This is a genomic window from Bacillus sp. AFS040349 (genome assembly GCF_002577655.1).
Classification (GTDB): domain Bacteria; phylum Bacillota; class Bacilli; order Bacillales; family Bacillaceae; genus Metabacillus.
In genome coordinates this window covers 1-14,485 of sequence record NZ_NUMC01000001.1, presented here as the reverse complement: position 1 = coordinate 14,485, position 14,485 = coordinate 1, and the positions used below count along the sequence as shown (strand labels likewise).

Annotated in this window: 12 protein-coding genes; 3 read left to right on the top strand and 9 right to left on the bottom strand. The window is 35.8% G+C overall.

Annotation, left to right across the window (positions count from 1 at the left end; all coding sequences use genetic code 11):
- Together COD11_RS00050 and COD11_RS00045 are read right to left on the bottom strand one after the other, a co-directional pair.
- Complete coding sequence (locus COD11_RS00050) at positions 1-813, bottom strand: purine-nucleoside phosphorylase (RefSeq protein WP_098794729.1); 813 nt, start codon at positions 811-813, stop codon at positions 1-3.
- 17 nt (positions 814-830) lie between these two features.
- The gene (locus tag COD11_RS00045) at positions 831-2,132 is read right to left on the bottom strand and encodes an amidohydrolase family protein (RefSeq protein ID WP_098794728.1); all 1,302 of its coding nucleotides are present in this window, start codon (positions 2,130-2,132) and stop codon (positions 831-833) included.
- Between the two features lie 870 nt (positions 2,133-3,002).
- On the opposite strand from COD11_RS00045, the gene COD11_RS00040 reads away from it, so the two are divergent.
- Entirely contained in the window at positions 3,003-4,958 is a 1,956-nt protein-coding gene (locus tag COD11_RS00040) for a methyl-accepting chemotaxis protein (RefSeq protein WP_098794727.1), read from the top strand.
- 121 nt (positions 4,959-5,079) lie between these two features.
- Here COD11_RS00040 and COD11_RS00035 read toward each other — a convergent pair whose 3' ends face one another.
- Positions 5,080-6,534, bottom strand: a complete 1,455-nt coding sequence (locus COD11_RS00035; protein WP_098794726.1) for a phospholipase D family protein — start codon at positions 6,532-6,534, stop codon at positions 5,080-5,082.
- Positions 6,535-6,738: 204 nt separating this feature from the next.
- On the opposite strand from COD11_RS00035, the gene COD11_RS26595 reads away from it, so the two are divergent.
- Positions 6,739-6,912: a hypothetical protein gene (locus COD11_RS26595; RefSeq protein WP_176550924.1), complete on the top strand. Its 174-nt coding sequence runs from the start codon at positions 6,739-6,741 to the stop codon at positions 6,910-6,912.
- Positions 6,913-7,030: 118 nt separating this feature from the next.
- Here COD11_RS26595 and COD11_RS00030 read toward each other — a convergent pair whose 3' ends face one another.
- The 6 genes from COD11_RS00030 to COD11_RS00010 form a co-directional block, all read right to left on the bottom strand.
- On the bottom strand, positions 7,031-8,626 hold the full coding sequence (locus tag COD11_RS00030; protein WP_098794725.1) for a YncE family protein: 1,596 nt from the start codon (positions 8,624-8,626) through the stop codon (positions 7,031-7,033).
- 446 nt (positions 8,627-9,072) lie between these two features.
- Positions 9,073-9,291 carry a hypothetical protein gene (locus tag COD11_RS27305; RefSeq protein WP_098794724.1) on the bottom strand — a complete coding sequence of 73 codons (219 nt, stop codon included), beginning with the start codon at positions 9,289-9,291 and terminating at the stop codon, positions 9,073-9,075.
- 414 nt (positions 9,292-9,705) lie between these two features.
- Positions 9,706-10,557, bottom strand: coding sequence for a methyl-accepting chemotaxis protein (locus COD11_RS00020; protein WP_098794723.1), 852 nt, complete (start codon positions 10,555-10,557; stop codon positions 9,706-9,708).
- Positions 10,558-10,793: 236 nt separating this feature from the next.
- A complete protein-coding gene (locus COD11_RS26590; RefSeq protein ID WP_176550922.1) occupies positions 10,794-10,934 on the bottom strand; it encodes a hypothetical protein in 141 nt (46 codons plus the stop codon).
- Positions 10,935-10,951: 17 nt separating this feature from the next.
- Positions 10,952-12,952: an FtsX-like permease family protein gene (locus COD11_RS00015; RefSeq protein ID WP_098794722.1), complete on the bottom strand. Its 2,001-nt coding sequence runs from the start codon at positions 12,950-12,952 to the stop codon at positions 10,952-10,954.
- Entirely contained in the window at positions 12,939-13,706 is a 768-nt protein-coding gene (locus COD11_RS00010; RefSeq protein ID WP_098794721.1) for an ABC transporter ATP-binding protein, read from the bottom strand. Before COD11_RS00010 ends, COD11_RS00015 begins: the two co-directional genes overlap by 14 nt.
- 212 nt (positions 13,707-13,918) lie before the next feature.
- Between COD11_RS00010 and COD11_RS00005 the strand changes: the two genes are divergently transcribed.
- Positions 13,919-14,485: a response regulator transcription factor gene (locus COD11_RS00005; RefSeq protein ID WP_098794720.1), complete on the top strand. Its 567-nt coding sequence runs from the start codon at positions 13,919-13,921 to the stop codon at positions 14,483-14,485.

The window sequence follows — 14,485 nt, the reverse complement described above, 5'->3', positions numbered from 1 at the left end:
CTACAGCTCGCTGACAATTTCTTTTACTAACAATAAAAATTGAGCTTTAATGTTCTCGGTCGTTTCCATGACCTCTTCATGTGTTAAAGAAACCTCAGAAATTCCAGCAGCCATATTACTTATACATGAAATACCAAGTACCTCTAGCTCCGCGTGTCTAGCCACGATTACCTCTGGAACAGTTGACATTCCTACCGCATCTGCACCTAAAACACTTAAAAGTTTGATCTCAGCTGGTGTTTCATAACTAGGTCCAAGCATACCAGCGTAAACACCTTCTACCAGCTTTATATTTGTTCTTTCCGCAACAGCTTTTGCTAATTGTCTTAATCCTTTTGAATAGGCCTCAGACATATCCGGGAATCTTACGCCATCTTCATTTGGACCAATTAACGGATTTTGAGACGTCATATTTATGTGATCGTTAATAATCATTAAATCACCAGGTTTAAAATTAGGGTTAATTCCTCCAGCTGCATTTGTCACAAGAAGCTGTGTAACACCAAGTGCTTTCATGATCTTAATTGGATATGTAACAGCATCAAGAGAATGGCCTTCATAAAAATGAAAACGTCCTTGCATGGCGATTACTTTTTTCCCTTTCAATTCTCCGATAACTAAACGACCTTGATGACCTGACACTGTTGAAACAGGAAAATGTGGGATTTCATCATAATTAAGATAAGTTGCGTTATCAATTTCCTCTGCCAGTACTCCAAGTCCTGATCCTAAAACTAGTCCTACTGTTGGGGCAAACTTAATTTTTGATTCGATATATTTCTTTGTTTCTTGAATTCTTTCGTTATTTTTCATTGCTTTCTCCCTCCAAGTTAGCTAGTAATTTCTCTTTTCAAACGATTTGCTTCTGCTATTATTTTTTCCTCATCAATCGTTAAGCAGCTTCCCTCTTTCACGACTTGTTTGCCATCAATATAAACATCACAAACATCGCTTCCCTTCGCCGCATATACTAAATGCGAATATGCCTCACTAACTGGTTGTAAATGAGCTTTGTCATAAGGATAGATCGTGATAAAGTCAGCTTTTTTTCCAACTTCTAAGGAACCTGTATGCTTCATTCCAATCGCTTCTGCTCCGATTCTTGTAGCTAAAGCTAATGTTTTCTCAGCAGGTAGCTTCGTTGCGTCTTTATACATTCCTTTTTGCAGCAAAGCAGCAACTCTCATTTCCTCAAACATATCTAAGTTGTTGTTGGAAGCCGCACTATCAGTCGCAATCCCCACTTTGATATCTTTATCTAGAAGACTAACAATATCAGCAACCCCTGACCCTAGCTTCAAATTACTTATTGGATTATGGGCAACTCTTACATCGTAATTCTTTAAAATGTCTCTTTCTTCATCATTAAGAACCACTCCATGTGCCATTACAGTTGGCTGATTAAGTATCCCCAATCCACGTAGATGCTCAACTGGACGGGCTCCGTATCGTTTTTCAATATCCAAAATTTCGTAGTCTGTTTCAGATACATGAATGTGGATCATTAACTCGTTTTCTGTGGCAATCCTAAGGCTTTCTGATAGAGCATCTGTTGTACACGAATAAGGACTGTGCGGTGAAACCATTGTCGTAAACCGTCCATCTGCGACAGTTTTATAAGCCTTTGCAAAACGCTCGGCTTCTACTAAATTGCTTTTTTGATCTTCGTGGGTGCCCATGCTAAAGATTGTATGAGAAAAAGCTCCTCGAATCCCTGTATTCACTATGGATTCCATTACCACATCAGAATCAATTCCATTCGGGTTAAACATATCCGAGAATGTTGTCGTTCCTGATTTTAGCATTTCTAGGATCCCAAGCTGAGCACTGACAGAAGCAATCTCAGTCGTATACCGCTGTTCAAGCGGCCATATTCTCGTCTCCAACCACGGCTTTAGCAGCATATCATCGCCACTACCGCGCAAAAGCGTCATTAAAATATGTGAATGAGCATTAACAAGGCCTGGCAGAACCCATTTTCCTTTTAGGTCAACGACTTGGTCAACATCAGCTAATTCCTGTTTACCTATATAGGTAATTTGCTGATTTTCGGTAATCATCATGCCATTTTCATAGACTTGGTTATCATGATCTAAAGAAAAGAATGTGGCATTAATATAAGCTGTTTTCATTCTATTGAAATCCTCCTTCTTTGGTTTATTTATTGTATCCGCTTCCTAAAATATTTTAGGTTACCACCACAAAGGTAACCATATGTGCATTGTTAATAGATTACACGGCAAGTGCACTCGTTGTCAAGGGGACAGGTACCTTGTCCCAGTCCTTGAAATTGGGACAGAGGGACAGGTTTTCTGTCCCTCATCTCGGAACGGTGGTGATTAAAGAACCTATAAAAACAAAAAAGCCCACACGAGATTTCTCTCATATAAGCTTTTTCTTCATTTTTATAGATCTAAAGATGTGAGTGGGACGAGGAACCCTAGTCACACGTCTCTTATGGTCCGAATTTATTCCTGCTGCAAAGCTAATTTAGAACTAAGAGCCTGAATTTGTGACTCTTAAAACGAAAAAGCAGCAAAATTAGCAAGAAAACGACGATCAAAAGGGTTCTCCGCATAAAGCAGACAGGTTTATCTTCGATTTTTGGCATTTTATCAACGATAAACAGACATTTATCTTCGATTATTTAGCTTTTATCTTCGATTCTGAGAATTTATCTTCGGTTATTTAGCTTTTATCTTCGATTAGACAATTTCCGACAAACCCCACACATCATTCAAGTTTTCTAGTATGCAAAAAAAGCCCATGCAAGACTTCTCTTAAATGTCCCTTCTTCATCTTCCTATTATAGGATCTAAAAACGTGAGTGGGCCGTGGTGCCTGTCCCCTCGTCCCACCCACGGCCCCCGCTTTAAAACTAGAAAAACTAGAATATTATGTCATAATCGACTTTTTTAAATTTAAAAAGTACTTTCCACCTTTATATATCCTTATTGTATCCGATATATAAACTAATATAATTCACACAAAAGGAGCAGCTTATGAAAATCAAACACAAATTGCTTATAGCTTTTGCCCTTATTCTTCTTATTCCTTCGCTTACTGTAGGTCTGTTATCATACAACAGTGCGAAAAAAGAAATTAGAGAGGAACTTTTAGCAACAGCAAAAGAAAATATTATCCTTTTAAATTCTAATATCAATAATACGATCGCTCCTAAGATTCACGATGCTAGCTTTTTCTCTGAACAATTGAAATCAGAGATGTATGGAGATGGTAGTGAAAATTCAGTTGTTGCTCAAAAGCTTAATCAATATATTGGTCTTCATCCTGAGGTACAGGCTGTCTATATTGGAACAGTTGATGGAAAAATGATCACATCTCCTAAACTAGACTTACCAAGTGATTATGATCCACGAGACCGTCCTTGGTATCAAGAAGCAGTAGAAAACAAGCAGGAAGTTGCGATTACTAGCCCTTATAAAGATGCAAGCTCTGGTGAAATGGTTGTAACAATTACAAAGTTTCTTAGTGATGGTTCAGGTGTAGTCGGAATTGATTTAAGTATCAGCAAACTGGAAGAAACCGTTCAAGAGTTAGTTATAGGTGTAAATGGTTATGCTGTTCTATTAGATGATAAGCAGAATTTCATTGTTCATCCTAATAATGAAACTGGCCAACCAGCAAAAGAGGAACATTATAGCAATCTTTACAAAAAAGAATCAGGTAGTTTTAGCTACGTATTAAATGGTGATGATAAAGAATTACATTTCGAAACGAACAAATTAACAGGCTGGAAAGTAGCAGGTACATTCTTTACGAAGGAAATCAGTGATTCTGCACAGCCAATTCTGATCACCACAAGTATTGTCTTGGGTATTGCCGTGATCTTAGGTGGAATTGCAGTCGTTATTATTGTTTCCTCTATCACTAGGAGATTAAACGATTTACAGAAAAAGGCCAAGAAAATTGACGAAGGTGACCTTACGGAATCAATTGAGATAACATCAAAAGATGAGATTGGTCAATTAGCAGCTTCCTTTAGTAATATGCAGACTAGTTTACGCAATCTTTTAATTAAATTAGGAGAAAATTCTACTCAGTTAGCTTCTTCTTCTGAACAATTAACCGCTAGTGCTGAGCAAACTAGTCAAGGCGTAGACCAAGTTTCTTCTGCCATTATAGAGGTAGCAAGCAGTGCTGAAAGCCAAACAACTACTATTGATCGTAATGTTGAGGCGTTAAGTGAAATTTCAAAGGGTTCCTCATTGATTGCATCAAATACAATTGCAGTAACAGAGTTAACAAAAGCCACGACCTCTAAAGCTGAGGAAGGTGAAGTGTCTGTTTCAAATACTGTTAGTCAGATGAAATCTATTTCACAATCTGTAAACGAATCAAACGAAAGGATTCACTCTCTATCAAAACGTTCAAAAGAAATTGGTGTGATTCTTGAAGTCATAAAAGGGATTTCAGAGCAAACAAATCTGTTAGCTTTAAATGCGTCGATAGAAGCAGCAAGAGCTGGAGATGCAGGAAAAGGCTTCGCCGTCGTTGCTGAAGAAGTTAAAAAGCTAGCCGAGCAATCTCAAGAATCTGCAAAGCAAATTACTACCCTAATTAATGATATTCAGCACGACACGGATAACACGGTAAATATTATGGTAAAAGTTACTGATGATGTACAAGAAGGACTTTCTGTATCAGAAGAAGCTATTCAAAAATTCAAGGATATTCTATCTAGTATGAGAGATATCTCGCCACAGATAGAATCTATTTCTTCAACAGCACAGCAAATGTCCGCTAGTCTCCAAGAAGTTGAGGCATCAACAAACATAATTGCTGATTCTGCAAAAAGCAATGCCGCAACAGCTGAAGAAGTTGCAGCAACAACAGAGGAACAACTTGCTTCAATGGAGGAAATATCAAGTTCTGCGCGATCACTTTCCGTTATGGCAGAGGATTTGCAGGGGCTTATTAAGAGTTATAAATACTAGGAATGGGTACCTTATCACATATATAACTTAAATATACTTTAATCAGGGATCTTTCTTTAGGAAGATCCCTGTTCTTTCATATAAAAAAGACATGTAGTACACCCCACCAACCTTTCTTCCCCTAATAAGTAGTCATTTGAAAAACCTTTTGCACAATATACATCATGTATTTAAATACCGATAAACTGTTCTGATATTTTTCATACTCCACCGTGTAAGTGCCATCTTCATTGCTCCAAATCCGATTGAAATAATCATCAATTTCCTTTATTAATTCACTTTTTGTTGATGCCTTGATTTTTATACTTTCTTCTAAGTTATAGTCATCAAGATTGCGAGAGGTATAATTAGTCGAGCCTCCTATCACAATTGATTCTTGTTGACTCTTTATGTAGATGAGCTTTGTGTGGTATTGCTCTTTATTCGTAGCGTACCAACGGACTTTAATATTTTCATAGTTAACATTCTGTAACTCTGCAGCAATAGGTAGATTCGGCAATCCAATTTTTTCTTGTCCAAAGGCATTTTGGTTAGGATCTAGAACGATGTTTACTTTTACACCACGGCTAGCTGCCTCCTCTATGCTAGTGATGATATCTCGATCTGCCAAGTAAAACATGCCGATCCAAATTTCATCTTCTTTTTTTGCCTTTTTAATGGCTTGAACGACATGATCCTGGACCTTGCCTTCTGTAAGAATCTGAGCCTTTACTGTTAATTCTTCATCTAAAGTTGTTGGCTGTATATTCTTATCTAATTCTGCCTCTGTAGGAAATGCCTTTAAATTACCGCCCGAAAATTTAGCAATAGCTTTTTCTGCTTTTACCATTTCCTTCAGGATTTCACCTTTTACTTTAAAGGCAATGTTGGAATGAAATCCACTAGCATCATGAGGATTGGCAGATAGAATGAACCCGGCATCTTCTGAGATGACCACTTTCCTATGGTTTGCTTTGACGTTCAATAATTTCAAATAAGAACGAGCAGTTACATTTGGTGCGGAGCTTTCCATTGGATTGGGAAGCCAGCCAGATCCAGCTTGTCCAAACCATTTAAGTGTCGCTCTCCAAATACTAGAATAAATCAGATTAGGATCACGTAATTGATCTAAGTCTGTATATACTACCTCAACCCCATTGTTCCTTAGTGGATCAATTTGCTGCGCTTTATGTGAGCCATATGTTGTATTAATTTCATCGGTAATAAAAATGACTTTTAGGTCAGGGTGCTTCTCTTTTTGTTTTTTGATAGATTCCATTAATTTTTCACTAAGCTTTGGGTATGGTCGTTTGTTGTCCGTATAGCCATTCACAAGGAAAAGATCAAGTATTAGAAAATGCTCGGCTTCTTCAATTGTTTTAAAAACTCTGTTGAAAATGGAGTGATCATGTACTTCTTTTCCTTCTTGTTGATAGGTGAGGTCATATAAAAACTCCACATCTTGTTGGGGAATTGTGTGTATTGTACCTTGATAGGAAATGCCGGGTGGAAGGGGTTTAATTCTGTGATAAATCATGATGGATGTTAGGATCATGACGATCATACCAATTATGATCATCTTTCTTTTTTTGTTCATTGGATTCCCTCACATTGTTTTTTCTTTCTATACCCGTTTTATTTGGTTGAGAATCCTCAGAACAAAGATACAGCCTTAAAGCTTGTCTAGATTATGGCAGCATCAAGACATTTTCTCACAACCCTTCCCCTCTTCTCACCCAAATTATTTCATAACAAACTAACCATACATTGAATATACTGCTTAAAAAGGAGGAGTATCATCATGTTGATGGAGTTCATTGTTTATATGATGATTGGATTAGTGCTTTCGCTTTATAGATATAGAGGAATTACTAAATGCAAGGCGATTTTAACGATCTTTTTTTGGCCTTTGGTTTTATTACATTCTTACGTTGAGTTAGTTGACAGAATTAAGTATAAAAATAGGAAACGTTAAGCATCCGGGACTGAGGGTCCGGTCCCTCGTCCCATTTTAAAAACAAAAAAGCTCATGCAAGATTTTCTCTCACATGAGCTTTCTACAATCATGTTTTATTTGGACAGGGAACCTGTCCCTAGTTCTTCATATACGAAACCTGGTTTTTGTTGTCGGTAATGTAGTAGCCGCCACCGACTTTGAATTTATTTTCGTCGATGGAGTAGACTCTGAAGGATTCACCCTTTTTTAGGGTTTTATGGATTTCTCCTGATGGTGAGTATAGTTTTGTGTCTTGTAGCATCGTTACGAAACCTACATAGAATTCTACGTTGCGGTCATTTTTGATATAGTAGCCACCGCCGACGTCAAATTTATTTTTATCATAGCTATACACTCGAATTAATTCGTTTGTTTTTACTGAACGATAAGGCTTTCCATTAGGAGAATAGAGGGTTGTTTCTTTACGTATAACTAAACGCCCAATCATTAGACCCATTTTGTTATTTTCATGTTTCACATAATAACCACCGCCGAGATGGTAGTAGTTTCCTTCTACAGCAAATGTACGATAGTTTTCTCCCTTTTTCAGTTGTTTAAAAACAGTATAAGAACCGTTCGCTTCTTTTCTTAAAAGTGGAACTTCTTGTTTAATATTGAGTCTAGCCATTGGATGTTTATGATTAATAGAATTTAAATAATCCCCTTCAAAAACGATAGAAGCTTTTTGGTCTCCAAAAATAGGGGAATAATCAAGGTAATATCTATTATTCTCTAAATAGATTGAGATAAGGCCATCTCTATAGTGTAGCTTTTTTGTTATAGCACTTGATTTGATGGAATATAAAAAATCATGATTTTTATACGAATAAACATCAATACCACCATCAACATTTGCAGCATATATACGAGAATCTTTTATGTTAAATGCATAATCATTGTACTTTTTTCCTAAGTCATAGTGAAATTCCATGTCTCCATATCGTAGAGAAGCTAACAAAAAAACAATTCCGCTATTGTTATACATTCTTAGTCCATCTGGAGTAATCTTTAACTGATTTGTTAAAAAGTAATCACCATGATAGGATGAGTCATATCCAGAGATTAATGTACCTTTATTTACTTCATGTGCCGTTGTATCTCGAGGACTTACTTCCTCTGTAATTGTATAGATTTTATTATACATTTCATTATAATAGATGGTTGATTGGTAATAAATCGTAGCAAGCCCTTCAGCATTAGGTACTTCTTGGCCATCTTTAAGTGAGTATGCTTTAATTGTCTCCCATTGCCCAGATCCTTGTGTAACGTAAAGATATCCATCTTTATCAACTGCAATATCAAATGGATCTGCTTCAATATCAAATACACGATCAAGCTTGAAAGTATCTGTATCTACTATTGCAATTGCACCCACATAAGAACCAAAGTTAAACCGATCATGACTCATTTTATGCTGAATTAATACTAATTTATTTTGATAGATTTCTAACTTTGTAGTTGGGTAAGGTAAGTTGACCGTCTTCATTTCTCCTGTTTTGTAGTTGATAGAATAAACCTTTTCCCCACCTTCTCTAATCAAATAAATAATGGGCCTATTGGGGTCAAGCACTGAATCTGCTGGTTCAAATCCAAGATAAATAGGTCCGTGCGCATTTTCCGCCGCTGCTATTTCATTTGTTTGTATAAAAGGGATAAGTAAAAATAAGACTAAAACCCCAAAAAATCTCCTCAAATTCCTACCTCCTAAGTATTCATAGGCTAAGTATAGCACCAAACGATCCACGCAACTTGTGGATAATAATCCCAAGGGACAGGCACCTTGTCCCTTTGTCTTTCTACAAATGAGCTACTTTAAATCAGCAAGGAACTTGGGACATGGAACCTGTCCCTCTGTCTCTTACTTTGTAAAAATTAAGTAAATAAATTGTAAACTATCACATTTGTTTCTTCATCCATGTTATAAAAATAAAAGGCTATTTACTAATGAAAGTTTGATAGAATATAGATTTACAGAGTGATTTTGGTATAATGCAGGGCTAAACTCCTCAAATAAGACCAAGTCAACAGGTTAGGTAAATTATTAAAATGATAATTTACCATTTCAGAATACTATTGAGGTGATGATAGTGGAAAATCAAAGAACATATAGACATTGGACGTTTAACGAATTAAAAACCCTTATTGACTTGAAGCAGCAGGGTTTAAAATATAGAGAGATAGCTTCAAAACTAAATAGATCGCCATTAAGTGTTGAAAAGCGATACAGAAAATTAATAAATAGTTAACATTATCTATCTGTCTTTTTTTTGCATTGGTAATAGGCAAAAGATCAGCAACTTCAATGTCCAAATGGGGTTGCTGATCTTTCTTTCCAACATTATTGTTTCTATTTATCATTCTCCTTTATTCACAAAAAAATTACTTTCTTCCTTCTTCCCTTCCTACACTCTTTAATAGAGGAGTCACACTCTAATATTCTCCCCTTTCCCTCCCCAGCTAGAAAAAGAAAGAGTCTTAAATGAATTTTAGTGAAAACTAAGATGAATTATCATAGTTGTCTACTTTGCATATCTAGAGATACATTAAAAAGCTATTACCCAGCGATCAGGTAATAGCCTTAAAGGGGAAAAAGTTTGTAACAAGTCTCTTTTCCGAGGAGACTTACTACGATGAACATTGAAGATGTTGTTCCTTAGTAATGTATTCAGAAGTATCTATGAATGATATAGATATATGTTGATTTATCAAGTAAATTGTTATCCAATAACCACTTCACTAATTGTGACAAGGAACCCGACCCGCTGTCCCGTTTTAAAGTTTCGAGGCATAGATATTTAATTCTTTACTCATTTTTTCGATATCATCGATATATTTTGAGATTTCTTCTGTTGAGATTTCCTGTTCTTTCCCGACCGCTACTACCTTTTCTATAGATGAGGCCATATCGTGCATAGATTTCTGAATATCTTTTATCGTCTCTCGGATCTTCTCAGCAGATGAACTAGTTTCATTTGATAGCTTTCTAATTTCTTTAGCGACTACGTCAAATCCTTTTCCCATCTCTCCAGCACGAGCTGCTTCAATTGAGGCGTTTAAGCCTAATAGATTACATTGATCTGCTATTTTCTTAATAAACGTGATGACATCGTCTGTTTTTTTCATTTCTTCAGATGCTAGTTTAGATTGGTTTAACAGTTGATGGCTAATATTTGATAACCCTTCTGCTCCCTTTTCTACTGTTTCAATTCTCTCGTTAGTTGAAACAACGGATGATACGATTTGATCCGAAATCTTCCTTAATTCTCTTTCATTATGCTCTTGCAGTTGAATGGCAATAGCCCCTATGACTTTCCCTCGATGAACAATAGGGTGAGCTAGTCCTGTAAAAGAAAAACCAAAGAACTCAGCTGGTACCTCTTCTTTAATAGATTTATTAGTTCTAATACATTCTGCGAGCGGTTCACGAGGATTAATTTTGGTTCCTTTCCTCGCTCCTAGATCAATTTTGGGACTTGGATAATACGCGAGCCATTCTTCGGTATTACTTATTCCCATTGCAATATTGGGCAGCATTTTGGAGATGATAGATATAATTTTTATATAAGAATCTAGTTCATTAGAATACTCATTAGTGTTGGTTTTGTTCATGATTGATGTTGCCATATGATGACCCCTCTCTTTTCTTAAGTATTATTATAAGCGAACTTAGCTGTTGATACATTTTTTAATGTGTTTTTCTAAAACACAATTAAAAAGGAGAAGTGCAAAATAACACTTCTCCTTAAAACATCTATACCAAAAGTGGTAATTATAAACCACCCGCTTGTGGTTTTCCTCCTCTAAAATAGCATTCATCTGTTCAACAAGGAACTTGGGACATGGAACCTGTCCCCTTTTTTTCATTTCGCCTTTTTTCGAATAAAGCTAATAATAATAACGACAGCTATAGCCCCTACAAAAAATCCTAAATAGGGTATCCACCATTTAATTGTTTCAACTACACCTTCTGACAATCCCTGTTCCATTAAAAAATCCTTCATGTTATGTTCCTCCTCATTTATTTAATTTTATCTTCAACAATAATCTGTTTTGCACTTTGATAGGTTGCAAAAAAATAGATCACGTAGAGTAGAAGAATAATGCCAAAGCTGATCATCATGTTTTGACTAATGGATATTTCGAAAAATGGTTCAAGTTTATCTAGCACAACCCTAGTTGCGAAGATTGATAACAGAATAGCTAAAACCAAAGGTGCAAGAAAGTAAAATCCAATTTGTCTGAAAAGTGATGTATGAATCATTTTTTTATTAGCACCAATTTTAGCTAGAGTTTTATAACGTTCCTTATTATCTTGGGTTTCGGTTAATTGCTGAAGGGCAAGTACAGATAAGGTAACAATCATCAATACAATACCAAGATAACTACAGATAAAAGCAATTACACCAAATGTTCCAAAATATGAGTCGTGGATGACACTATGTGTAATATAAAAAATACTACCGTCTAAAGACTGCTCAATCCATTTATTATTTATCTTTTCATAGACCATGCCTTCGACTTCTTTTGATGTAAATTTCCCATTAAGTAAATAGCTATTTGGTGTTAGTTCTTGGACGATATCGTCTGGAACAACAATCGTCCCCATATCATTTGTCATAGTCGATGTGGTTAAAAGGATGATATTTTTCAACTCAGCCTTTTGGGATGGATTTAGATCCCTATTTCCAAGCGTAAGTTTTCCATCATGTTCTAAGTAATACTTCATATTCTTTTCCGTACGTTCATGATTTGCATTAATCATGTACTCATTATCGTCTAATTGAACTTGTTTCTGCCCTGATAGTTCCATCTGTTTATTGTAATCTGTTTCAGAAATGAAGGTTATATGGGACTTTACCATCTCTTTTTCTGTTTCAGATAAATCTAGCTTCTGTCCTTGAAATAAGTCTCCGTAGGTTAGTTCTGTTTCGTATAAAATAGTTTCAGCATAATCTTCAAGATTTTCCTCAAGTGGTATGCCATCATTCTTTGCTTTTTCTAAAGGACTCGCGTTACCTTCAAAAGGTGCAATAATCGTTAAGTCAAATGGTGTAGACTGTGTTGCCTGCTTATTCATGGAGCTTGTTGTGCTAAATCCTGTTCCCAAGATAACAAGTGAAGCAAAAAGCAATCCACACAGAACAACCATTACGAGAAAATTCGTTTGCATTTTACTTGTAAGTTGACGAAATGAAAATACATTTAAATTCTTCAAGTAAATTCTTTTATTTCTGTTTGCTAGTACGATCATGACGCTAGATACAGAATAATAAAATAGAATGATACCAACTGCGAGAAGCCCTACTATCCACGCTAAGTAATCCTTATTTAACCCATATTTTAATAGGCAGGTAATTCCTATAATAAGAGAAGCGATCGATAACAGGAATAAAAGAGTGGCAACCCATTTATTATGTGTTTTTAATTCTTGATTTTTGCGATTGGCGGTTAATAGATCAATAAGCTTAATATTCATGATCGTGCGAGTATTAAAAAGCATAACGATGACAAAGATAATCGCAAAACTTAGGATCGTTTCTTTCATTGCCCCAGTTGAGAACATCAGTTGAAATCCACTAGCGTTACCAACAAACAACTTTAATGCAAGCATGGATATTCCCTGTGACAACAGAAAACCTAATCCAAGTCCAACAAACAAAGCAAATAACCCGACAAGAAAAGTCTCTCCTACAAAAATGGATGATATTTTCCATTTATTCATTCCTAATGACATATAGACGCCGAGCTCTTTTTTTCTCCTCTTCATAATGAATTGATTGGCATAAATAACGAGAAAGGCGAGAATAACTGCGATAAATTTCGATAATATTCCTAAATATGTGACCAGGGCATCTTCAAAGAGTTCCATCGCATAATTCAATTCATCCAAATCTGGTTGAGAAGAGATCGAATTAAAGGCATAAAATAAGCTAACTCCTAATGCAAGTGTAAGGAAATAGATAGAATAATCTTTTATACTTCTTCCTACATTCTTAACGATCAGCTTAAAACTCATCATTTACATCTCCTCCGAGCACCGTGACAACCTCCATGATTCGATTAAAGAAAGTTTTACGATCATCGCTTCCTCTTACTAACTCATTGAAAATCTTTCCATCCTTAATGAAGATAATTCTTTTGCAAAAGCTAGCATTGTAAGCATCATGAGTGACCATTAAAATGGTCGCTTCTTCTTCTATGTTCAAGGTTTCCAGACTTTTCAATAACATTTTTGCTGATTTACTATCAAGAGCACCTGTTGGTTCGTCCGCCAATAATAATGAGGGTCTTGTCACAATGGCTCTAGCAGCTGCGATTCTTTGCTGCTGTCCTCCAGACATTTGGTAAGGATACTTATACAGTATTTCCTGGATATTTAAAGAATTGGCCACTCGTTCAATCTCAGATTCAATTTTCTTCACTGGAGAATTTATAATAGATAAAGCCAATGAGATATTTTCATAAGCCGTTAAAGTGTCAAGCAGGTTATAATCCTGAAAAATAAATCCTAACTTTTCTCTTCGAAACTTGGATAACTTATTCCCTTTTAATTCGGTTATGTTTTCACCATCAACATAAACATGACCTGCTGTCACCGTATCGATGGTTGAAATACAATTAAGCAAAGTGCTTTTACCACTTCCACTTGCTCCCATGATCCCAAGGAAATCGCCTTTATTCACCTCAAAAGATATGCCGTTCAGGGCATGGGTCACATTACCTCGATTTCCATATACTTTTTCAATATTTTCAACCTTTAATATTGGATTCATTTCTTTTTCCTCCTTACTTATCCTTAGATTATCATCAAATTTTTGTTGTAACTATCGATTTTCCTTACCTGAAAATTACCATTTTGTAAGATTAAGATGATTACATTTTTAACCAATACCATTTATAATGTTCTATATATTTCCTTAATTGGAATCCCAAATTTTCTCGTACATGAAATGGTTTCGAGATTGGTCTAGGAGGAAGTTTGATTTTGAAAATTTTCATTATAGAAGATGATCCTACCATACGAAATGAACTCACTGAGTTTCTTTCAAAGTATGGCTATGAGTGTAATAGCAGTGTTGATTTCAAAAATATTGTAGAACATACATTAAACTCGGCACCAGATATGGTCCTTTTAGACCTAAACCTTCCTTACCAGGACGGTTTTCAAATTTGTAGAGAAATCCGCATGTCGTCATCTATTCCTATCATTATGGTGACAAGTAGAAACACCCCTGTTGACGAACTATTAAGCCTAAATATTGGGGCAGATGACTTTATTGCAAAACCCTATGATTTGCAAATACTTTTAGCACATATTCAGTCTGTCTTAAAAAGAACAAATGAATCTTCTCAAAGCGTTTTACTTACATACAAAGATTTAACATTGGATGCTTTAAAGAGCAAAGCTATCTGTAGTGACAGGGAAGTGGAGCTAACGAAAAATGAGCTAGGAATACTCCGCCTACTAATGCTTAATAAAGGAAACATTATTTCTCGGGAAGAATTAATGAACGAGCTATGGCAAAATGGGGATTGTTTTTGTCAATATTAA

Excerpts from the sequence above, each read along its gene's own strand:
- COD11_RS00050 (WP_098794729.1), bottom strand. The coding sequence starts at position 813 with ATGAAAAATAACGAAAGAATTCAAGAAACAAAGAAATATATCGAATCA.
- COD11_RS00045 (WP_098794728.1), bottom strand. The coding sequence starts at position 2,132 with ATGAAAACAGCTTATATTAATGCCACATTCTTTTCTTTAGATCATGAT.
- COD11_RS00040 (WP_098794727.1), top strand. The coding sequence starts at position 3,003 with ATGAAAATCAAACACAAATTGCTTATAGCTTTTGCCCTTATTCTTCTT.
- COD11_RS00035 (WP_098794726.1), bottom strand. The coding sequence starts at position 6,534 with ATGAACAAAAAAAGAAAGATGATCATAATTGGTATGATCGTCATGATC.
- COD11_RS26595 (WP_176550924.1), top strand. The coding sequence starts at position 6,739 with ATGTTGATGGAGTTCATTGTTTATATGATGATTGGATTAGTGCTTTCG.
- COD11_RS27305 (WP_098794724.1), bottom strand. The coding sequence starts at position 9,291 with ATGATAAATAGAAACAATAATGTTGGAAAGAAAGATCAGCAACCCCAT.
- COD11_RS00020 (WP_098794723.1), bottom strand. The coding sequence starts at position 10,557 with ATGGCAACATCAATCATGAACAAAACCAACACTAATGAGTATTCTAAT.
- COD11_RS26590 (WP_176550922.1), bottom strand. The coding sequence starts at position 10,934 with ATGAAGGATTTTTTAATGGAACAGGGATTGTCAGAAGGTGTAGTTGAA.
- COD11_RS00015 (WP_098794722.1), bottom strand. The coding sequence starts at position 12,952 with ATGATGAGTTTTAAGCTGATCGTTAAGAATGTAGGAAGAAGTATAAAA.
- COD11_RS00010 (WP_098794721.1), bottom strand. The coding sequence starts at position 13,706 with ATGAATCCAATATTAAAGGTTGAAAATATTGAAAAAGTATATGGAAAT.